This window comes from Rahnella sp. BCC 1045 (assembly GCF_019049615.1).
Lineage (GTDB): Bacteria > Pseudomonadota > Gammaproteobacteria > Enterobacterales > Enterobacteriaceae > Rahnella > Rahnella contaminans.
In genome coordinates, this window is record NZ_JAFMOZ010000105.1 from 1 (window position 1) to 19703 (window position 19703).

At 51.9% G+C, this 19703-nt stretch carries 18 protein-coding genes; 9 read left to right on the forward strand and 9 right to left on the reverse strand.

Features of this window, described 5'->3' with window-relative positions; translation table 11 throughout:
• Window positions 1–216: 216 nt before the first annotated feature.
• Together J1782_RS05305 and J1782_RS05310 are read left to right on the forward strand one after the other, a co-directional pair.
• Window positions 217–1386, forward strand: coding sequence for an MFS transporter (locus J1782_RS05305; protein ID WP_254302933.1), 1170 nt, complete (start codon window positions 217–219; stop codon window positions 1384–1386).
• A gap of 92 nt (window positions 1387–1478) precedes the next feature.
• Entirely contained in the window at window positions 1479–2648 is a 1170-nt protein-coding gene (locus J1782_RS05310) for a helix-turn-helix transcriptional regulator (protein WP_165060840.1), read from the forward strand.
• A gap of 199 nt (window positions 2649–2847) precedes the next feature.
• Here the strand turns inward: J1782_RS05310 and mqo are convergent, their stop codons facing one another.
• The 6 genes from mqo to J1782_RS05340 all read right to left on the reverse strand — a co-directional run bounded on the left by mqo (window position 2848) and on the right by J1782_RS05340 (window position 8413).
• Complete coding sequence (gene mqo / locus J1782_RS05315; RefSeq protein WP_101077664.1) at window positions 2848–4491, reverse strand: malate dehydrogenase (quinone); 1644 nt, start codon at window positions 4489–4491, stop codon at window positions 2848–2850.
• A gap of 302 nt (window positions 4492–4793) precedes the next feature.
• The gene (locus J1782_RS05320) at window positions 4794–5579 is read right to left on the reverse strand and encodes an anti-sigma factor (protein WP_217152597.1); all 786 of its coding nucleotides are present in this window, start codon (window positions 5577–5579) and stop codon (window positions 4794–4796) included.
• Entirely contained in the window at window positions 5576–6031 is a 456-nt protein-coding gene (locus J1782_RS05325) for a sigma-70 family RNA polymerase sigma factor (RefSeq protein ID WP_254302934.1), read from the reverse strand. Before J1782_RS05325 ends, J1782_RS05320 begins: the two co-directional genes overlap by 4 nt.
• Before the next feature lie 79 nt (window positions 6032–6110).
• Entirely contained in the window at window positions 6111–6653 is a 543-nt protein-coding gene (locus J1782_RS05330; protein WP_165060832.1) for a tetratricopeptide repeat protein, read from the reverse strand.
• A 31-nt stretch (window positions 6654–6684) separates the two neighbouring features.
• Entirely contained in the window at window positions 6685–7263 is a 579-nt protein-coding gene (locus tag J1782_RS05335) for a cytochrome b (protein WP_217152598.1), read from the reverse strand.
• A gap of 91 nt (window positions 7264–7354) precedes the next feature.
• On the reverse strand, window positions 7355–8413 hold the full coding sequence (locus tag J1782_RS05340; RefSeq protein ID WP_208951249.1) for a GGDEF domain-containing protein: 1059 nt from the start codon (window positions 8411–8413) through the stop codon (window positions 7355–7357).
• Window positions 8414–8684: 271 nt separating this feature from the next.
• On the opposite strand from J1782_RS05340, the gene J1782_RS05345 reads away from it, so the two are divergent.
• Window positions 8685–9431 carry a flagellar brake protein gene (locus J1782_RS05345; RefSeq protein WP_152323643.1) on the forward strand — a complete coding sequence of 249 codons (747 nt, stop codon included), beginning with the start codon at window positions 8685–8687 and terminating at the stop codon, window positions 9429–9431.
• Between the two features lie 23 nt (window positions 9432–9454).
• Here J1782_RS05345 and J1782_RS05350 read toward each other — a convergent pair whose 3' ends face one another.
• Window positions 9455–10213 carry an SDR family NAD(P)-dependent oxidoreductase gene (locus J1782_RS05350; RefSeq protein WP_165060824.1) on the reverse strand — a complete coding sequence of 253 codons (759 nt, stop codon included), beginning with the start codon at window positions 10211–10213 and terminating at the stop codon, window positions 9455–9457.
• Between the two features lie 125 nt (window positions 10214–10338).
• On the opposite strand from J1782_RS05350, the gene J1782_RS05355 reads away from it, so the two are divergent.
• The 4 genes from J1782_RS05355 to J1782_RS05370 all read left to right on the forward strand — a co-directional run bounded on the left by J1782_RS05355 (window position 10339) and on the right by J1782_RS05370 (window position 14885).
• Entirely contained in the window at window positions 10339–11238 is a 900-nt protein-coding gene (locus tag J1782_RS05355; RefSeq protein WP_193333065.1) for a LysR family transcriptional regulator, read from the forward strand.
• 84 nt (window positions 11239–11322) lie between these two features.
• The gene (gene yhjD / locus J1782_RS05360) at window positions 11323–12447 is read left to right on the forward strand and encodes an inner membrane protein YhjD (protein WP_152323646.1); all 1125 of its coding nucleotides are present in this window, start codon (window positions 11323–11325) and stop codon (window positions 12445–12447) included.
• A gap of 287 nt (window positions 12448–12734) precedes the next feature.
• The gene (locus J1782_RS05365) at window positions 12735–14057 is read left to right on the forward strand and encodes an MFS transporter (protein WP_208951246.1); all 1323 of its coding nucleotides are present in this window, start codon (window positions 12735–12737) and stop codon (window positions 14055–14057) included.
• A gap of 60 nt (window positions 14058–14117) precedes the next feature.
• Complete coding sequence (locus J1782_RS05370) at window positions 14118–14885, forward strand: CDP-diacylglycerol diphosphatase (protein WP_217152599.1); 768 nt, start codon at window positions 14118–14120, stop codon at window positions 14883–14885.
• Between the two features lie 37 nt (window positions 14886–14922).
• On the opposite strand, the gene J1782_RS05375 is transcribed toward J1782_RS05370, so the two are convergent.
• A complete protein-coding gene (locus J1782_RS05375) occupies window positions 14923–16977 on the reverse strand; it encodes an AsmA family protein (RefSeq protein WP_208951244.1) in 2055 nt (684 codons plus the stop codon).
• 212 nt (window positions 16978–17189) lie between these two features.
• Window positions 17190–17966: a cyclic-guanylate-specific phosphodiesterase gene (gene pdeH, locus J1782_RS05380; RefSeq protein ID WP_152323650.1), complete on the reverse strand. Its 777-nt coding sequence runs from the start codon at window positions 17964–17966 to the stop codon at window positions 17190–17192.
• 277 nt (window positions 17967–18243) lie between these two features.
• Here pdeH and J1782_RS05385 point away from each other — a divergent pair, with 277 nt between their 5' ends.
• Both J1782_RS05385 and J1782_RS05390 read left to right on the forward strand, forming a co-directional pair.
• Entirely contained in the window at window positions 18244–18447 is a 204-nt protein-coding gene (locus J1782_RS05385) for a 2-hydroxymuconate tautomerase family protein (protein ID WP_208951243.1), read from the forward strand.
• Between the two features lie 199 nt (window positions 18448–18646).
• Window positions 18647–19585, forward strand: coding sequence for a sugar kinase (locus J1782_RS05390; protein WP_217152600.1), 939 nt, complete (start codon window positions 18647–18649; stop codon window positions 19583–19585).
• Window positions 19586–19703 lie beyond the last annotated feature (118 nt).

Here is a 19703-nt window from a genome sequence, read left to right on the forward strand (position 1 = left end):
CCCTTAAGGGTGATGCCTGAAAATAGGAATTTAATAGATCTTGAAGGTGAATAGAAATTTTAGTTAGTTTCGAATAGCCATTTTTAATTAATTGCACGCCCGTCATAATGGAATGTTGATAGCAATTCTTCTATGCAAGAGAGTGATATTTTTTAGGAATGAATTTCTAATGGATTTTTTTGCACCATCTTCTTCTAAGGTAGGAAAAATTTTGACATGAATAATTATTCAAAAGATAAATTACCCTGGTTTGGTTTATTGGCTTTGTCTATGGCTTGCTTTATCACAATGTTGACGGAAGCCATGCCTGCGGGGCTCTTGCTATGGATTAGCCAAGACTTTGGGATTTCTGCTAGTTACGGAGGCCAGCTGGTAACTGTTTATGCTGCGGGTTCATTGTTAAGTGCAATTCCGTTGATTACTTTAACTCAAGGTATGCGTCGCAAGCCTTTATTGTTACTGGCTATCTTTGGATTTGCGATCGTCAATATAATCACAGCATTTTCTACCAGCTATATGCTGACTCTAGTGGTCCGTTTTTTTGGTGGTGTTTTTGCCGGATTAGTGTGGTCTTTAGCTGCTGGGTTTGCCATTCGCATGTCACCTCCTCATCTTGCCGGGCGTGCGATTGCAATTGCAATGCTGGGAACCCCCTTAGCCCTGACAATTGGTATACCCACAGGTTCATATCTTGCAGGATTAATAGGTTGGCGTACTGACTTTATAGTTATGAGTGCGCTTACTATGATTTTGTTTCTTTGGGTTATTATGTCAGTGCCAGATGCGGCAGGCCAAAAAAAACGTGAACACCTTTCTCTTTTTCAGGTAGCAAAAATGAAAGGTGTATCAGTTGTTTTATTTGTAACGCTACTCTTCATTCTTGCCCATAATACAATTTTCACCTACATCGCATCATTTATTTCAAATATAGGGCTATCGGAACATATTGATTTAGTATTATTTATTTTCGGCATAGCCGCACTGGCAGGTGTCTGGGGTGCCGGTCTCACCGTTGACCGGTGGCCTAGAAAATCGATGATATTAAGCATTTTACTTTTTGCAGTATCAATCTTCGCACTAACGGTAACAAGTCAAAGCTGGTCAATATATGCGTCTATAGCCGTGTGGGGTTTCGCCTTCGGAGGCGCTCCTACACTTTTGCAAGCCGCATTAGTAAAGACCGCGAGTGATGCTATTGATGTTGCCCAATCAATGATGGTGACTATTTGGAATATTGCGATTGGTGGGGGAGGTATCCTGGGTGGGGCGCTCTTAATGAAAACAGGGGTGTTATCTCTGCCATATTTTGTCACAGGCCTCTTGATTATTGCTTTTTTTATTACATTTTTAGCGCGTAAACATGGTTTTACTGATAAAGTAGAATAAATAGTAAATCAATGTGATAGATTAGTGTGAAGGAACATGCTATGAAAATATACAGCCAACAGCCCAACAACTTATTAAGATAGGTATCAGATATGGAAAGTCGTGATATCTTTTCTTCAGTATTGCGTCCACTTTACGGAGTGGACGATACCCAATACTCAATTCAAAGAGTACTTAATAACATTAATGCTCTATTTTGTGTTTCATCTAGTTCCCTTTCATTACGAATAAGCAACACAAAAAAACCTGTAGATTTGATTTGTCATACCGGAGTTGATAGTTTTTTCTCTGATTTTTACCTTAAAAAAAGAAGCTATCATGATCCTATATCTGAAAGAGTCACCCGATACGAACTGGATACCGGATTTACTATGGCTGACCTATGTAATCAAGACCCTGAATGGGGCAAAGTTCATAGATCTTCTTTTCAGTCCTTTGGATATAAAGATGCACTACTTGTCAATTTTTACTCTCAAAATGGAGACCGGGGAATTCTAGCTGTACGAAGTGATCCTCGCCGTGGAGAATTTAAAGTGGCAGATTCTGATACCATATCTCAATTATCTCCGCTTCTCAGAACTGCGCTACATGTACATTTACAGTTATGTAATCAATCTCTAAATGAAACAGATGTACCTGATGCATTCAGTAATTCAGCAACTGCAATCATTAATATATCGAAGTCAGGCCGACTCATTAAAATGAATTCAGAAGGGCATGGAATACTCGTCAGAGAAGATGGCATATTGCTTCAGAAAAACCATATAAAAATGCAAGACAGCCATAGCCATTTTCAGTTTAAGAAATCGTTGGTGGATATTTTCACCGCAACCAATCAATACACAAAATTAATAAAAGTCCAGCGCGACAGGGATAGGTTTTATCTGGTTCGCATAGTGGCTAACAATTCAATATCGTCAAATGATCATAATGCCACATTAATTATATGTGACCCATTCCATAATGTTCGTAGTGAATCTATTTTATGTACGCTTTTTAATCTCACACTTCGGGAAGCCAACGTTGCTACCCATTTGGGGAATGGGAGTAAGCTTAGCGACATTGCGACCCAAAATGGGGTTTCAATTAACACAGTGAAAAGCCAACGTAATATTATATATGAGAAAATAGGCATTAGAAACCAAATCCAATTGGTGCGAATTGTCTGTTATCTGGAGATTATTGTGGAAACAGAGATTCAAACTCTTCATGAAAACAAATGGATATCATCTTCATTACATGATTCCATATTTCAAAACTAACCTTTGATAAATAAGTTACTTTTTTATTCCTTCACATTTTATCTAGGCGAAGGGTGCCAACCACTGAAGCCTCTGTAAGCACATCGGTCTTAGTTCCACGCATTTTTTATATTTCCGTATTTTCAGGAAAATGGTGGAAAGCAGAAACAAAAAAGGCGCGGTCTCCCGCGCCTTCAAAATCACTGCTTAATAAATTCGATCAGAGCGCGACGTCAGCGACGACTTTTTGCTCTTTTTTCGGTGCAGCATTTGTCTCTGCAGCCGGTGCAGGTTCAGCCGCTTTAGGTTGCGGGTTGTCCAGCATCAGAACGCGGCTGGTGTCGCCCAGTTCTTTCTCGGTGGCGGCGACGTTGCCGTTCAGCTCAGTGCCGTAAGAAGGGATGATTTCCTTCAGTTTCGCCTGCCATTCCGGCGTTGCAACTTTGTCTTTGAACACTTTTTCCATCAGGTGCAGCATGATCGGTGCCGCGGTAGACGCGCCCGGTGATGCGCCCAGCAGCGCGGTAATGCTGCCGTCTTTGGAGCTGACTACTTCAGTGCCCAGACGCAGCACGCCGCCTTCTTTCTCATCTTTCTTGATGATCTGCACGCGCTGACCGGCTTCCCACAAACGCCAGTCTTCTTTCTTCGCATCCGGGAAGTATTCACGCAACGCATCGAAACGGTCTTCGTCGGACAACATCACCTGGCTGACCAGATATTTCACCAGATCAAAGTTGTCGATACCCACGTGGGTCATCGGCATGATGTTGGAGAAGTTGACGCTGCCGAACAGATCCCACAGGGAACCGTTTTTCAGGAATTTGCTGGAGAAGGTCGCGAACGGCCCGAACAGCAGAACCTGTTTACCATCAAGAATACGGGTGTCGAGGTGCGGCACGGACATCGGCGGGGAGCCGACGGCAGCTTTACCGTACACTTTCGCCAGATGGCGTTTCACGATTTCCGGGTTCTCAGTCACCAGGAACTGGCCGCCAACCGGGAAGCCGCCGTAGTTATCCGCTTCAGGAATACCGGATTCCTGCAACAGGGTCAGGGACGCGCCGCCCGCACCGATAAAGACGAATTTCGCCTTGATGACGCTTTCTTTGCCGTCATTTTTCAGGTCAGCCACCGTCACGTTCCAGGTGTTATCCGGGTTACGTTTGATACCGCGCACTTCATGGCCGAGGCTCAGCGAGAAGTTGGGTTTTTTCTGTAGCGAGGCCACCAGCTGACGGGTGATTTCACCGAAGTTCACGTCGGTGCCGATCGGAATACGGGTCGCCGCGATTTTCTGTTTCGGGTCACGGCCTTCCATCACCAGCGGGATCCACTGTTTGATTTGCGCCGGGTCTTCTGAATATTCCATGCCGCGGAACAGCGTGCTTTGTTGCAGCGCCGCGAAGCGTTTACGCAGGAAATTGATGTTGTCATCGCCCCACACAAAGCTCATGTGCGGCGTGCTGTTGATGAAGGAACGCGGGTTGTGCAGAACGCCGTTCTGTACCTGATAAGTCCAGAACTGGCGGGAAATCTGGAAGGATTCATTGATTTCGACCGCTTTGGAAATGTCGATGCTGCCATCGGCTTTTTCCGGCGTGTAGTTCATTTCAGCCAGCGCAGAGTGCCCGGTACCGGCGTTGTTCCAGCCGTTGGAACTTTCGAGTGCCACACCGTCCAGACGCTCGACCATGTCGATTGACCAGTCCGGCTCTAATTCCTGAAGGTATGTTCCCAGCGTCGCGCTCATAATGCCGCCGCCGATCAGTAACACATCAACGGGCTTTTCATCTTCTGCGAACGCTGTCTGGCTGAATGCAACCACGTTAAGGCAGAGGATCATGGCGAGTATCTTTCTCATGACGTCTGTTTCTCTGAATGTTTAGTTTTAGTTTTGCAGGTGAAAGCTATCCAGATTCCCTGGATAAACGAAATCAACAACCCGGTGCGGTGGGGAAATAAGCGATTATTTCCTCAGAGTCTGAAAGGACAATAATGGGGAGTAACGAAAACCGCGGTGAACAACGACAAATCAACCACACAAATGTTACCGAATACTCATATTATCGAGATTTCGTAAACAATTTAACATCGTCGTTACGTGCATTAAAAATAGTTTAATACTTTAAATAATTACATAAGTTAGTTTCGGAGAGAAACTACTCAGGCGAGATTAGCCCGCAAAGCCGCGGCCTGCGCCGCCATAACGGCTGCGGGACTGTGGCCGATCAGCATGAAGTTGTAACCCGCCTCGCGCCAGTAAACGACGTTCATTTTTTGCCGGATTTCACTTTCCTGCGCCGTATTATTCCGGTGTTCGCTGCGGGTAATGCACAGCGCCATCGGCCCGTAGCGCGCATCAAGGTAAGTGATCTGCGCAATATCGTAGTCGTCGTAATGCAAAATACGGGCGTTTTTCAGCTCAGCGCCCTGCACTTCCAGCGCTGCCGGGCTGAGCCCAATGCCCATCGTTTTATGTACCCGCGCCAGCTGAATTTGCTGTTGTTCAGCAGAGTCATTCACGTCCGCCAGTGTCTGCGCGGTGTACAGCGACATGTAATCCGCCACGCGATCACGCCAGTTGTCTTTGGAAGATTCGCCGGAAAGCAGCGCGGAATAGCGTCCGGCGAGCAGCCCGACGGCCATAAAGCTGACCGACGCCGCCAGCAACGCACGGCGGCTGAATCCGCGCGAACGGGCAACCGGTGCATCCGGTATCGCGTCCAAAGCTGCCTGCAAACGCCCCACCGGCGCGTCCTGCAACATCGACCCGAACGCATCGTGGAAAGGTAAATTGCTGCGCGCCATCTGCTCCAGACGTCCGGCCAGAAGGTCGTCTGCGGCGAGCCGTGCATCAAACTGCGCCCGCTGATTTTCGCTCAGCCGGTTATCGAGGTAGGCGACCAGAACTTCATCGGAGAATGGCGCTTGCGGGATTTCGCGGGTCATTTTTTCTCTCCCTGTTGTGACTGAGCGCCGGAACCGGTGTCTTTTGCCAGCGAAAGCCGGGCAGCCGCCAGACGGCTCATAATGGTGCCAATAGGCACTGACAGCGTCATTGCCGCTTCCTGATAGGTAAAACCTTCGACATACACCAGAAACACCGCGTTCCGCTGGGCTTCCGGCAGGGCATTCACCCGCTGCATCACCTGCGTATGCCAGCGCCGGTCTTCAAAAGAGAACGCATCGGCGGGCATGTCGGTTTCACTGACATCGACAAATCCCTGCCCCTGACGGACGTGCTGCGCCCTGAGTTCGTTGACCCATATGGAATGCAGAATCGAAAAGAACCAGCGATCGGCACCGGCGCGATCAACCACCTGCGCGCAGCGTTCAAGTGCCCGCACGCAGGTCGATTGCACCAGATCATCTGCCACGTCCGGCTTGCGCGATAACACCATCGCGTAACGCCACAGACGCGCCAGACACTGACTCAGTTCATGACGTAAATCGGTGGGTGAAATTTAGCGTTTCCCCGTTTCAGGATTCAGGATGTCCGTCGATAGCCGCGCTCAGATCGCGATACTCTTCGCAGCCGGTGCCGCACAGGCCTCTGATGGTCGCCAGTTGCGCTTTCGCGAGATCAGGACGCCCTTTAATCATATAAGCCTCGCCGAGATATTCCCGGACTTTGGCGTAATTTGCGTCAATCGCAATCGACTTCTGATAATAGCGGATGCCTTCGTCGGTACGTCCGAGTTTGCGGGTGGCGTAGCCGCGATAGTTCCAGGCTTCTTTGGTGTTCGGGTCTTTCAGCGTGTCGAGCACCGTCAGCGCTTCCTGATACCGGCCCGATTTCGCCAGATGGTAGGCGTACTGGGTTTTGTCCTGATCGGAAATCATGCCGCCTTTATCCACCATGCAGCTTTTGGTTTTGCTGTCGTAGATTTGCCCTTTCGGGCAGTCCGGCGTTTTTTTCTCATCAGAATCATCACCCATCGCGTGCGCGGCGACACTGAACATCAGCAAATTACCCGCCAGACACACCACCGACAACGCCTGAATCACTGTTTTTGTCTTCATAGTTTTTGTCTTCCTGTAGGGGAGAGATTATTTACGGGCGGCTGACGCGGCCCGGCAGCATGCGGCGCAAAATGCCGTCGCGGAGAACGTAGTGATGGAACAGTGCGGCCAGCGCATGTACGCCCGCCAAAACAATCAGCGCCCAGGCCACATTGTTGTGTAACGTGCCGAAGGTTCGGGTCATCACACCGTCGAAATTGAAAACGTCAGGAATGGGGAAAAGCCCGAAGAAGTAGAAAGGCTCGGCCTGAGACCAGCGGAACAAAAAGCCCAGCACGATCTGCGTGACCAGCAAAATGTAGAGCGCCAGATGGGTCAGATGCGCCGCCGCTTTCATCATCACCGGCATGGCGACAGGTTCCTGTTTGCTGCGCCCGGTGCTGACCGTAAACAGACGCCAGAGCAAGCGCCCGAGGATAATCGCCGCCAGTAAAATCCCGACAGAAATATGCACGGATTGCAGCCCTTTGCGCAGCGGCGTGCCGCGCTCAAGCACTTCCCAGATATGCGCGCTGGCAAACAGAAAAATGACGCACAGCGCCGTCAGCCAGTGCAGAAGAATGGTCAGCCCGTCGTAACGGTGGCGGGAAACAGAAGTGGAAGTTTGCATAAAAAACGGTGCCCGTAAGTGTTCGATATGAGGTAAACACCTGAGCACCGCTTTTTATTCGGTATGAGGGAAAAATAATTTTCAGAAATCGTTAAACACTGGTCGTCCGGTTGCGTCCGTTGGTTTTGGACTGATACAGCGCACTGTCGGCCACAATGATATTTTCCTGCCAACTTTTGTCTGGCTGGTAGTTCGCCACGCCCAGCGATACGGTGATCTTGAAGGGTTCACCGTCGGCGTTGGTAAAGACCGTGCTTTCGACCGCGCGGCGGATACGCTCACAGCATTTCACGCATTCGTACGTGTTGCCGCTGGCAATCAGAATCACAAATTCTTCGCCGCCAAAACGCGCCAGAACGTCGTCTTTTCGCAGCATCATCCGCGCCACATTCGCCACGCGCACCAACACGTCATCGCCGATCGCATGCCCGTAGGTATCGTTCACTTTCTTGAAGAAATCGATATCCAGCATCGCCAGTCCGAATCCGCTGTGGTTTTTCTGCACCGCTTTCAGGTGTTCTTCCAGCCCCATACGGTTAAAGGTTTTGGTGAGGAAATCCATCGACGAGTTTTCTTTCTCGCGGAAGAACGCGCGCACGTAGCGGAATTTACCTCCCAGCCCGTGGTAACAGATAAACATGCAAAAAAGCGTGACCAGCTGGTAGCCAAGTGAACTCCAGATAATTGCCCAGGAATTCAGATAAGGGGCCGAGACAATCAGCCGGATCACGAGGACTATCGACGTCGCGATAGCGAAGGTGCGGATGTTGTTGTCGCGCCATGGCCGGAAATAGCAGATGCCCGCAATCATCACCGCGACAAACAGGTTATCGATAGTGAACATTCCGGTGAGGAAGAATTTCAGCATAAACCCACAGAGCACGCTGAACCAGCCGACGTAGAACACGCAAATCACCAGCGGGATCATCTCAAAGCTGTAATACACCGTGCCGCTGAGTCGGAACAAATCGCGATCCAGAAAAGCCGCCACGGCGCCGCAGAGCACTCCGAACAACACACGCTTGTAGAGCGGGGAGTTAGGCCCGAGCGGGCTGTCGCTGCTGAGGAAAAAATAGAAAAACACCAGGCTGGCGTAAGTCACGCAAATATTAATGTAAAGCGCATCCAGCGACTTGATCACTTGTTCCATACAACTCCTGAAACCCGTTGCGAACCGGACAACAAAAAATCCGTGACAAGGGCGGAAAATAACCTTCGATAGTGTGAAAGATAGCCTATATATAAAGTGAAGACGGCAGCAACTCCGGCCTGTCTTCGGCGGAATTTCATCTTAAGCCGGAGAAAATACCCGTTATTACACATTAAAGTTTTGTTTTGAATAACCGATATCCGTAATAGGCACTTTTTATTTCGAGGGCTGTACGAACATATTGTGATCATTGCATATAGAGGTGTGGCAGGTGAGCGAAGTATCCCGAGAGTCGTTTGCTAAGCGGAACACGCTGGCAATCTTGTCCGTACTGCGTGACTTGAAGAAGAACCAGACGCTGGTCATGGTCAGTCACGCCCGCGGGCAATTTATCAGTAAAATTTTGGACGTTGATTCTGACAACCATCAGTTTTTGTTCGATCTGGGCAGCTCAGATTATGAAAACGGTCTGGCGATCAATGCCGGGACGCTGAACTTTGTCGCGGAACCTGCCGGTGCGAAAGTGGAATTTGCCTGCGGTCAGGTACGTCAGGTGACGTACGAAGGTTTGCCGACGTTTACCTGCGACATTCCCCCCGTTCTGTATTTTATCCAGCGCCGCGAGTATTTCCGCGTGAACGTTCCCTGGCTGCCGGATTACCGTTGCAGCGGAAAGCTGCCGGATGCCTCAGAGTTTGCCTGGCGCGTGCGCGATATTTCCCTCGGCGGTCTTGGCCTGGAAATTGACGGCACAACGCCACCGGAAATGGCTTCCGGCGCGGTGCTGAAAGATTCGCTGATTCAGCTGGCGGAACTCGGCTCGTTCAAGCTGGATTTGCAATATATCGGCTCGATGCCGCGTAAATCTGTCAGCAACAAAGGCGAAACCGTCAGCACGCAGCGGCTGAGTTTTAAGTTTCCGCATTTGTCGCCCGCGCAGGAACGTGACCTGCAACGGGCGATTTTCGAGCTGGAAAAACAGCAACATCTCAAAGCCAGGCGTTTCCAGGAAAGTTAACGTTCAGATCTGAGAGAAACGGCTCAGATAAACATTCCGCCCGACGCTTCTACGCGCTGGGCGTTCATCCAGCCAGCTTCATCGCTGAGCATCAGCGCCACCATCCCGCCGATATCATCCGGCAAACCGGCACGCCCGAGTGCGGTGTTCGCGGAGACAATCTGGTTCACCTGCGGATTGTCACGCACCATTCCGCCGCTGAAATCCGTTTCAATCGCTCCCGGTGCCAGAACGTTGGCGGTGATACCGCGCGCGCCCAGCTCTTTCGCCTGATAACGCGTCAGCACTTCGATTGCGCCTTTCATGATGGCGTAAGCCGAAGAGCCCGGCAGCGCAAACCGCGCCAGACCGCTGGAAATATTCAGAATACGGCCACCGTCGGCCATCAGCGGCAACAGTTTTTGCGTGAGGAAGAACGGCCCTTTCAGATGGACATTCATCATCAGGTCAAACTGTTCTTCGGTGGTGTCAGTGAACGCTTCATGCAGCCCTACGCCCGCATTGTTGACCAGAAAATCAAAAGTTTCGCGCTGCCAGACCTGCTGAAGCTGCGTTTTCACATCAGCCACAAACGCATTAAACGAACCGGTTTCGCCGGTATTGAGCGCTAAAGCCACCGCCTTTCCACCTGAGGCTTCCACGTTCTGCACCACGGCTTTCGCCGCGTCGATCTGACTGTGGTAAGTGAAAATGACGTCTACCCCCTTTTTCGCCAATTTTTCAATGGCATTCCGGCCTAAACCACGGCTTCCGCCGGTTACGATAGCGATTTTACGATTCATTTCAGACCTCATTGGCATTTGGTAGGTTTTCGTTGTTTAAAACACAGCCTATTGGACTCCTCTGTAATGATAAATAGTCCATAATGAGTTTCACTGTCTCAAAACCAACAACAATCGGGCAAAATGTGGATAAAATTCAATCAATGAAGGTTTTCGTTCGCGTCGCGGAATTGAGCAATTTTACCCGCGCCGCCGAAAGTCTGGGATTACCCAAAGGCAGCGTGTCGCGGCTGGTCCAGCAACTGGAAATCCGCATGTCCGCCCGTTTGCTGCACCGTTCCACGCGCCGCGTTCAGCTTACGCAGGACGGTCAGGTGTTTTATCAGCGCTGCAAAGAACTGCTTTCGAGCATGGACGAACTCGAATCGATGTTTCAGTCGAACCCGGCGAGCATCAGCGGGCGGCTGCGCGTGGATATGTCGGTCGGCATGGCGACGCATCTGGTGTTGCCGCGTCTGGCGGAGTTTCTGAACCGCTATCCGGCGCTGGAAATCGAACTGAGCAGTACCGATCACCGTGTGGATGTGGTGCGCGAAGGGTTTGACTGCGTGGTGCGCAGCGGCACGTTGAAGGATTCCGGCCTGATCGCCCGCCCGCTGGGGCATCTGAGCGTGATTAACTGCGCAAGCCCCGGTTATCTGCAACGCTACGGCACGCCGGATCATCCCGATCAGCTGGCGCAGCACGCGATGGTGCATTACGAACAAACGCTCGGCAGCCATACGTCTGCGTTTGAATATCTCGACGGCAAGCAGGTGAAAACCGTCAAAAGCGGCGGTGCGGTGACGGTCAACAGCACGGAAACCTATGTTTCAGCCTGCGTGGCCGGTCTGGGGATTATTCAGGCGCCGCTGATTGGCGTTCGTAACGCGCTGGCGGGTGGCCAGCTGGTGAGTATTTTGCCGCAATTCCGTGCGCCGCCGATGCCCGTGACGCTGGTTTATCCGCACCGCCTGAACCTTTCGCGGCGCGTCAAAGTCTTCATGGACTGGCTGACAGATATAACCCAAACGTTCATTGCCTGAGCGGTTAAACCCGCCGGATATCACCCGGACGGCTCAGGCGTCTATACTTAAGACTGGATGCACTTTTAAGGACAACATGGATCAATGCCCATTATTTCTAAGCAAGAACCGGTAAAACAGGAAACACCCGCCCCGCTGATTAACATCAAAACCGGCAATTCGACGGTGGATAAAAACATCGGCAGATTCTCACGGCTGGTGGAATACGTTCAGTCCTGGGGCTGGGTCGCGCATTTGCTGCGGGCCACGGAACGTTTCAACGATCGTCTGGGCAGCCAGTTTGGTGCGGCGATCACCTATTTCTCTTTCCTCTCGCTGATCCCGATTCTGATGGTTTCCTTCGCCGCCGTGGGTTTCGTGCTGGCGTCCAATCCGGATCTGCTGGCCGGTCTCATCAATAAAATCGTGAACAGCATCAGCGACCCGAATCTGGCGAATACGCTGAAAAGCACGGTCAATACGGCCATTCAGCAACGCACCGCCGTCGGGTTATCCGGCCTGCTGATTGCGCTGTACTCCGGCATCAGCTGGATGGGAAATCTGCGCGAGGCGATCCGCGCGCAGTCGCGTGACGTCTGGGAACGCAATCCGCAGGATCAGGAGAAGATTTACCGCCGCTACATTCGCGATTTTATTTCGCTGACCGGGCTGGTGCTGGCGCTGATCATCACGCTGTCGCTGACGTCTATTGCCGGTGCGGCGCAAAAAACCATTGTGGATGCGCTGGGGCTCGGCGGTATCGAGTGGCTGAGACCGGTGATGACCAGTATTGCGCTGGTAATTTCCATTGCGGCCAACTATCTGCTGTTCCTGTGGATTTTCTGGATGTTGCCGCGCCATAAACCGCGCAAGAAAGCCCTGCTGCGCGGCACGCTGCTGGCGGCGATTGGCTTTGAGGTGATTAAATTCGTGATGACCATGACACTGCCGAAACTGGCCACCTCGCCTTCCGGCGCGGCGTTCGGGTCGGTCATTGGCCTGATGGCGTTCTTCTATTTCTTCGCCCGTCTGACGTTGTTTGTCGCCGCGTGGATTGCCACCGCGAAATACAAAGATGACCCGGTAATGCCCGATCATGGGAAAAAAGGCGCAAAAACGGCCAAAACGACATCGGGAAACGACAGCGAATACACGCCTGACGACCTCATCGTGCCAGATGAAATGCATATAACCGCCGTTAACTCTGGAAAAGAAGTCAAAAAGCAGTGAATAACACCAGATAGCACTTCTCACTGCCCTTAAAACCAGAATAACTGACTAATGGCCGTACTTTTATTTCACGGTTTTGCAGTCAGTTACTCTGAATTTGTTCCATTGAGCAAACTTATGATTTGCAAACGGGCAACGCCAAAAAAGATTCCCCCGATCCCGCCCGAAATGCCGTTTTTAGGCATTTCTCCCTCGTTGAAAACCCGTCTGGCTGTGCATAAGATGCCCTTTCACCACACATTTATTTACAAACCCTCTATTTCATCAACAACAAATAAGAAACACTTATGCAAGCCTCCATCGCTCAAGAATTAGAAGCTGACGCCAACCTGGTGAATCAGAACTCACGCGGAAAAGTCATCGTTGCGTCGCTGATCGGGACGGCCATCGAGTTTTTCGACTTTTACATTTATGCCACCGCTGCGGTGATCGTGTTCCCGCACATCTTCTTCCCGCAGGGCGACCCGACGGCCGCCACGCTACAGTCGCTCGCCACTTTCGCTATCGCCTTTATTGCGCGTCCGATTGGCTCCGCGCTGTTCGGGCATTTCGGCGACCGCGTAGGGCGTAAAGTGACGCTCGTGGCGTCCCTCCTGACCATGGGTGTTTCCACCGTTGTCATTGGCCTGCTGCCGACTTACGCGACGATTGGCGTTTTCGCACCGATGCTGCTGGCGCTGGCGCGTTTTGGTCAGGGTCTCGGTCTGGGCGGCGAATGGGGCGGCGCGGCATTGCTCGCAACGGAGAATGCGCCACCGAAAAAACGCGCGCTGTATGGTTCTTTCCCGCAGCTTGGCGCGCCGATTGGCTTCTTCTTCGCTAACGGGATGTTCCTGCTGTTGTCCTGGCTGCTGACCGACGAACAGTTTATTTCCTGGGGCTGGCGCGTGCCGTTCCTGCTTTCTGCGGTGCTGGTGCTGGTTGGCCTTTACGTGCGTGTTTCCCTGCATGAAACGCCGGTCTTCGCTAAAATTGCCAAAGCCGGTAAACAGGTAAAAGTGCCAATTGGCACGCTGTTCACCAAATACAAAAAAGCGACCCTGCTCGGCACGTTCATCATGGTGGCAACGTATACGCTGTTCTACATCATGACCGTGTATTCACTGGGTTACGGCACGGCAGCCCAGCCCGCCGGCCTGGGCATTCCGCGTAATGAATTCCTGCTGATGCTGATGATTGGCGTGGTCGGTTTCGGCGTAATGGTACCGATTGCCGGTCAGCTGGCGGATAAATTTGGGCGTCGCAAAACGATGATCTGCATTACCTTGCTGATGATTGTTTTCGCACTGTGCTTCCCGACCATTCTCGGTTCAGGCTCGCAGGCGCTGGTGATGGTCTTCCTGCTGTGCGGTTTTATGGTGATGGGGCTGACGTTTGGTCCGATGGGCGCGCTGCTGCCTGAACTGTTCCCGACAGAAGTCCGCTACACCGGCGCATCCTTCTCCTATAATGTGTCTTCGATACTGGGTGCGTCCGTCGCGCCGTACATCGCCACCTGGCTGGCAACTCATTACGGGTTGTTCTATGTGGGCGTTTATCTGGCCTTTATGGCAACGCTGACGCTGGTCGCGCTGCTGCTGTCCAAAGAAACTGCCCATCAGTCGCTGTAACTGATCCGGACACCGTGCCAGGTTTTTCGCCTGGCACGGTGCCTTCTGCGAAGGTTTCTTATGCGTTTACGACGATTAGTTTTGCCTGCCCTGCTCCTGCTTATCATCATTGCCGCCGCTTTCTGGTATTTCTGGCCCCACTCTTCCAATCCTAACGCCTTGTGGAACATCATCAGCAAAAAATGCGTGCCGAATCAGCGCAGCACGGGCAAACCCGATCCCTGCGCGCAGGTGGATGAACAACACGGATTTGTGGTGCTGAAGGATCTGAACGGGCCATTGCAGTATTTACTGATGCCCAGCGCGCGGATCACCGGTATGGAAAGCCCGGCGCTGCTGGAGCCGGAAACGCCGAACTTTTTCAATCAGGCCTGGAATGCGCGGCATTTTATGGCGGATAAATACGGCAAACCGATTGATGACAGCAATATCTCGCTGGCGATTAATTCACAATACGGACGCTCGCAGAATCAGCTGCACATCCATATTTCCTGTCTGTTGCCGCAGGTAAAAACTACGCTGGCCAGAGAGGGCGCGCAGATGGGATACAACTGGCAGGAACTGCCGGAAAAACTGCTGGGCCACACCTATCTGGCGCGTAAAGTAACACCTGCCGAGCTCAATGAGAAAGGCGCGTTCAGAATTCTGGCGCAAGGCGTGCCGGACGCAGATAAAAAAATGGGCCACTTCGGCATGGCGATGGTCAGCCTGCCGGGCGGCGACTTCCTGCTGCTCGCCAGCGAGCGCGATTTACTCAAACTCAACAACGCCTCGACCGAAGAAATCCAGGATCATAGCTGCGCAGTACTGGATCCGGTGCCCCGGTGAAATCAGCTCCTCCCTTTCGCCGGGAGGAGCGTATCAATCACTTCTCTTTCATCTGCTGCAATATCGGACCGCACTGGTTTTCTTCGTTGTCGCTTGGGGAAATCAGTGCGAGCAACGCAGCGGCCGGGGCGACGACCGCGCCGAGCGCGACGGCAGCAGCGCCACGGGCGATCAGCGGGCCGGGTTTTACACCGGCGTCCGGATTTTTATACGTGCCGCGGACATACAGCGGTGAACGCAGCGTCAGAATACGCACGCCCTTACTTTCCGGGTTGATCGACAAATCCAGACGTTCCGTCGCCATATTGGTGCTACCGGTAATGTTGATCACCGCATTCTCGGTATCGAACACAAACAACCGTGGCGTTACAAGCCCGTTTTTGACGTTCACGTTGGCGGCGGCGCAGTTGATCGCCACTTCGTCATCGCCGAACAATTTGCTGACCACGTAGTTCCCCACGTTCAGCCCGGCCAGTTCCATCAGACCCCGGCTGATCACGCCGTCGTTGATGAGAATTTTCATGTCGCCGTTGCTGGTGCCGAGCAACGCGGCCACCGAATTCCCGGTGCCGGTCAGCGTCGCATCGCCATTGAGATCGCCCAGACTGCGCTCCATCGACTGTACGCTCGGCAGCAACTGTTTCAGTTTCAGCTTACGCGCATGAATATCCGCACGCGCCTGCATCGGCGATTTGTCGCCCTCCAGCCGGATGGTGGAATTGAGATTACCGCCCGCCACGCCAAAACGCAGAGGGTCGAGCAGAATTTCGCCGTCGGTGAGTTTCAGGTGCGTGCTTAAATCGCTCAGCGGCAGCGATTTACCGTGCTCAATACGTTTGGCGCTAAATTTCACATCCGCGTCCATCACGCGCCAGCTTTTGGTATCAAACTTCTCTACCGGCAGCACTTTGTCAGAAGGCTGACGGGTCGTTTCGCCACGTTTCGCTTTATCCGTATTGGAATCAGCCCCGATCAGCGGCGCGAGATCGGCAAAACGCAGCTGTTTGGACACCACGTCGCCGGTGAGTTTTGGCCTTGGTTTGCTGGCCTCATAGGTCAGCGAGCCGTGAATATCGCTGTCGCCAATCTCGCCGTTAAAGTTCTGATAACGGTAAATGGCGCCGTTCTTCCCGTGCAATGTTGCCGACAAATGGCCGTCGGTAGAATACGGCGGCGTTTGCGGCAGCAGGACGCCGGTCAGACCGTACAAATCAGACAGCGTCTGCCCGGAGAATTTCAGGCGTAAATCCAGACCGCCGAGGTTCATCGGATCCTGCAATGTCCCGGCGACGGCTACGCGGGTTTTCCCCGAACGCACATCCGCCTGTAACGGAAACAGCGCGTCAGGGTCTTTCAGCGCCAGCATTCCGCCAATTTTCCCGCTGCCCGACAGGGATTCGCCGTTGTATTTCCCGTCCACTTTCCAGCCAAACACGTAAGGCGGGGTTTTGGTTTTCGGCGCATCTTTCTTATCGCCGATCACTTCCGTAAACGGCAGCGGTTTACCCAGCGGATCAATCACGGCGCGGAAATCGGCTTTGAGTTTGGCGTCTTTATAGTCAATCTGCCCGCGATCAAACACGATATCGTTGAGAGTAAATGACCAGGCTGATGGCGGCTGCGCAGGGTCTTTGGTGTCGCTGTTAGCGAGATTGAACGTCCAGTTATTTTTGCCGTTATCCAAACGCAGCAGCGAGGCATCCGGCTGTTTCAGCCAGATGCGTGGTATCAGCACTTCTTTGTGCAGCAGCGCGAGCGGCGCAATGCTGGCATCAACGCGGGCGAGTTTCACCATCTGCGCGTCTTTTTCGCCGGTCTGAACGTCGGAAGGGTTTCCGAGCACGATATCTTCCGCATGGATGTGAGGCCAGGGAACCCACGCCCGCCAGCCCGCTTCATCTTTTTGCCGCGACCAGTCCACGCCCAAATCACCGCGGATCGCGAATTGCCGGTTGAGCTCAGTACTGACCTTTTGATTTATCGTGGGTTTGAGGCGGTTCCAGTCGAACATCGCGATGAAAATCACGATGGCAATCAACAGAATAACAATCACACCGACAACCCAGGAGATCACTTTACCTGTGCGCGTCATAACGCTGTTCCTTTCAAACAGTTAACGAATCCCAGAGTTTAACCATAGTTGAATTCGTCACAGCTTGCCGGAAACGGTCTGCATCAGGAGGGATAAAACGTGAAGGAGGGGCAGTGATAACGCCTTAAAAATCAGCGTGATGATAATGCATCACACCACATCAACTCACCCGGCATTTTGAGACTTAGCCTCAGCGAGTTAGGTGTGATTCATTATCCTTTGAAATGTATTGGCAGATTATCCAGATGGTCGAAAACAACGGGTCGCGCCAGATAATAGCCCTGAGCGGCCAGCGCATCAGAATTACGCACCATCGCCCATTCAGCGGCGGTTTCGACCCCTTCGATAATGACGCCTTTGCTGTAGCGCTTCATCAGCGTCACCAGCGTGTAAAACAGGCGCGAGCCTTCTTCGCTCTGACCCAGCAGAATAAACAAATCGCGGGCAATTTTGATGTATTCGTAGTGCCAGGTGGTGAAGGAAGAGAAGTTGGCAATGCCCTGACCAAAGTCATCGAGCCATAACCGGTCGGATTGTTCAATCTGGGACAACGGAATGCTCAGCGCATGTTCAGCACTTTCGACCAGTTCAAAACGGACGTATGGCATCGCGTTGATTTGCGCTTGCAGCGCAGAATCAGACTGCAACATTTCCAGCACCTGACCATCGACGTTGATTGACGCCAGTAATTCGTTATCGATGAACAGATTTTGCCAGCGCTGCAACAGGTTAAGTTGTTCCTGAACGATTTGCAGGCGTTTACCGACAGCGATCGCGACAAAATATTCTTCGGGCGAAATGAATTTATGCGGGTTCGCAGGGTGGAAAACCCCGGTCAGCAATTCAATCCCCAACAGTTTTCCTGTAGTGCGATAAATCGGCTGAAAACGGTACACTCTCTGACATTGACGCCAGTAAGACTGTGCTTTTACGCGTTCGATAGCGGTAAAAGAAGGCGTAATCAGCCCTAACATCATCTTAGTTATCATATTTTTCTGCCGTCATGAATAAGAATCAGATCATCAGGGGACATGCGGCAACATGTGTTGCGTGACTACAAGGTGATTAGTAGCCCGATTTCCTGGCTTTCATTAGTAGAGATATCTATCGGCGCTGCGCGGGGAAACTTTAATCACTCCGCATTTCTCGCCGTTCTGCCCGCATAAAAAACCAAAAAGGCTGGCTGGCGGTTCTTTTCATCCGCTTCTACAGTGGAGAACTGACCGCACGTTATTTCCCTTTTGCTTACCCGATACGGAGAAAAAAATGCCCTACGTGAATATCAAAATCACCCGAGAAGGCGCAACCGTCGAACAAAAAAAGGCACTTATCGCCGGCGTGACCCAGCTGCTGGCCGATACGCTGGGTAAAAATCCGGCCACCACGGTTGTGGTCATTGATGAAGTCGATACCGATAACTGGGGGATCGGGGGCCGACCGGTGACCGAACTGCGTAAAGAAAGCCAGTAGCCTTCCCACGGTGATGCCCAGGTGGAAGTTCTGCTGCTTCCACTTTTACCCTCCTTTTATTTCATTTTTTCGCTTCCTGCCTAAAAAAATAAAACCTCGTTTTAATTTATTTGACTGACCGCATTCTTATGAAGAGACTAGAGCGCAATAATGACGGTCTTTTCTTTCGTTTTAATGTTTCAGACATAGGCCAGGTACAATGACCAGCAAAAATATTGCCGTTATCGGCGAATGCATGATCGAATTGTCTCAGAAAGGCGATGCCCTTCACCGTGGTTTTGGTGGCGACACGCTGAACACGTCTGTTTATATTTCCCGCCAGGTTTCGCCTGAAGCGCTGAACGTTCACTACGTGACAGCGCTCGGCAATGACAGTTTCAGCAATGAGATGTTGCAGGCGTGGCAGCAGGAAGGTGTCCACACCGCGCTGACGCAGCGTCTGGAAAACAAACTACCTGGCCTGTATGTGATTGAAACGGACAGCACCGGTGAGCGCACGTTCTACTACTGGCGCAACGATGCCGCCGCGCGTTACTGGCTCGACAGCCCGCAATCCGAAGAGATTTGCCAGAAGCTGGCAGAGTTTGATTATCTGTATCTGAGCGGGATCAGCCTGGCAATTCTGAACGATGAAAGCCGTAAACGTCTGATGACACTGCTGCAAGCGTGTCGTTCACGCGGCGGAAAAGTCATTTTCGACAACAACTACCGTCCGCGCTTATGGGCGAACAAAGAGCAAACGCAGGCGGCTTACAACGCCATGCTTTCCTGCACGGACATCGCATTTCTGACGCTTGATGACGAAGATATGCTGTGGGGCCAGAAGCCGTACGACGAAGTGATAGCCCGCACCCACGCGCTTGGCGTCAGTGAAGTCGTGGTAAAACGCGGCGCTGACAGCTGCATCGTATCCAGCGCCGAAGGCGAACTATACGACGTTCCGGCGGTTAAATTACCGAAAGAGAAAGTGATTGATACTACTGCGGCGGGTGATTCATTCAGCGCCGGGTATCTGGCTGTTCGGTTAACCGGTGGCAGCGCGGTGGAAGCCGCCGTGCGCGGGCATGAGACTGCGAGTACTGTGATTCAGCATCGCGGGGCGATCATTCCTGTGGAGTTTATGCCAGGGCGGGTATAACGATTTTTCACTTGCAGTGGGGCTGCCAAAATTGACCGTGGGTATTTCGGTTTCTTTATTGCAGTGATCACTTAACTCGCTGCGCCGAAACCGCCCAAAAGGGGCCATGACGGGCCCC

Excerpts from the sequence above, each read along its gene's own strand:
- J1782_RS05335 (WP_217152598.1), bottom strand. The coding sequence starts at position 7,263 with ATGCAAACTTCCACTTCTGTTTCCCGCCACCGTTACGACGGGCTGACC.
- J1782_RS05330 (WP_165060832.1), bottom strand. The coding sequence starts at position 6,653 with ATGAAGACAAAAACAGTGATTCAGGCGTTGTCGGTGGTGTGTCTGGCG.
- J1782_RS05370 (WP_217152599.1), top strand. The coding sequence starts at position 14,118 with ATGCGTTTACGACGATTAGTTTTGCCTGCCCTGCTCCTGCTTATCATC.
- J1782_RS05365 (WP_208951246.1), top strand. The coding sequence starts at position 12,735 with ATGCAAGCCTCCATCGCTCAAGAATTAGAAGCTGACGCCAACCTGGTG.
- J1782_RS05310 (WP_165060840.1), top strand. The coding sequence starts at position 1,479 with ATGGAAAGTCGTGATATCTTTTCTTCAGTATTGCGTCCACTTTACGGA.
- J1782_RS05375 (WP_208951244.1), bottom strand. The coding sequence starts at position 16,977 with ATGACGCGCACAGGTAAAGTGATCTCCTGGGTTGTCGGTGTGATTGTT.
- J1782_RS05340 (WP_208951249.1), bottom strand. The coding sequence starts at position 8,413 with ATGGAACAAGTGATCAAGTCGCTGGATGCGCTTTACATTAATATTTGC.
- mqo (WP_101077664.1), bottom strand. The coding sequence starts at position 4,491 with ATGAGAAAGATACTCGCCATGATCCTCTGCCTTAACGTGGTTGCATTC.
- J1782_RS05305 (WP_254302933.1), top strand. The coding sequence starts at position 217 with ATGAATAATTATTCAAAAGATAAATTACCCTGGTTTGGTTTATTGGCT.
- pdeH (WP_152323650.1), bottom strand. The coding sequence starts at position 17,966 with ATGATAACTAAGATGATGTTAGGGCTGATTACGCCTTCTTTTACCGCT.
- J1782_RS05320 (WP_217152597.1), bottom strand. The coding sequence starts at position 5,579 with ATGACCCGCGAAATCCCGCAAGCGCCATTCTCCGATGAAGTTCTGGTC.
- yhjD (WP_152323646.1), top strand. The coding sequence starts at position 11,323 with ATGCCCATTATTTCTAAGCAAGAACCGGTAAAACAGGAAACACCCGCC.
- J1782_RS05350 (WP_165060824.1), bottom strand. The coding sequence starts at position 10,213 with ATGAATCGTAAAATCGCTATCGTAACCGGCGGAAGCCGTGGTTTAGGC.
- J1782_RS05390 (WP_217152600.1), top strand. The coding sequence starts at position 18,647 with ATGACCAGCAAAAATATTGCCGTTATCGGCGAATGCATGATCGAATTG.
- J1782_RS05385 (WP_208951243.1), top strand. The coding sequence starts at position 18,244 with ATGCCCTACGTGAATATCAAAATCACCCGAGAAGGCGCAACCGTCGAA.
- J1782_RS05325 (WP_254302934.1), bottom strand. The coding sequence starts at position 6,031 with ATGGTGTTATCGCGCAAGCCGGACGTGGCAGATGATCTGGTGCAATCG.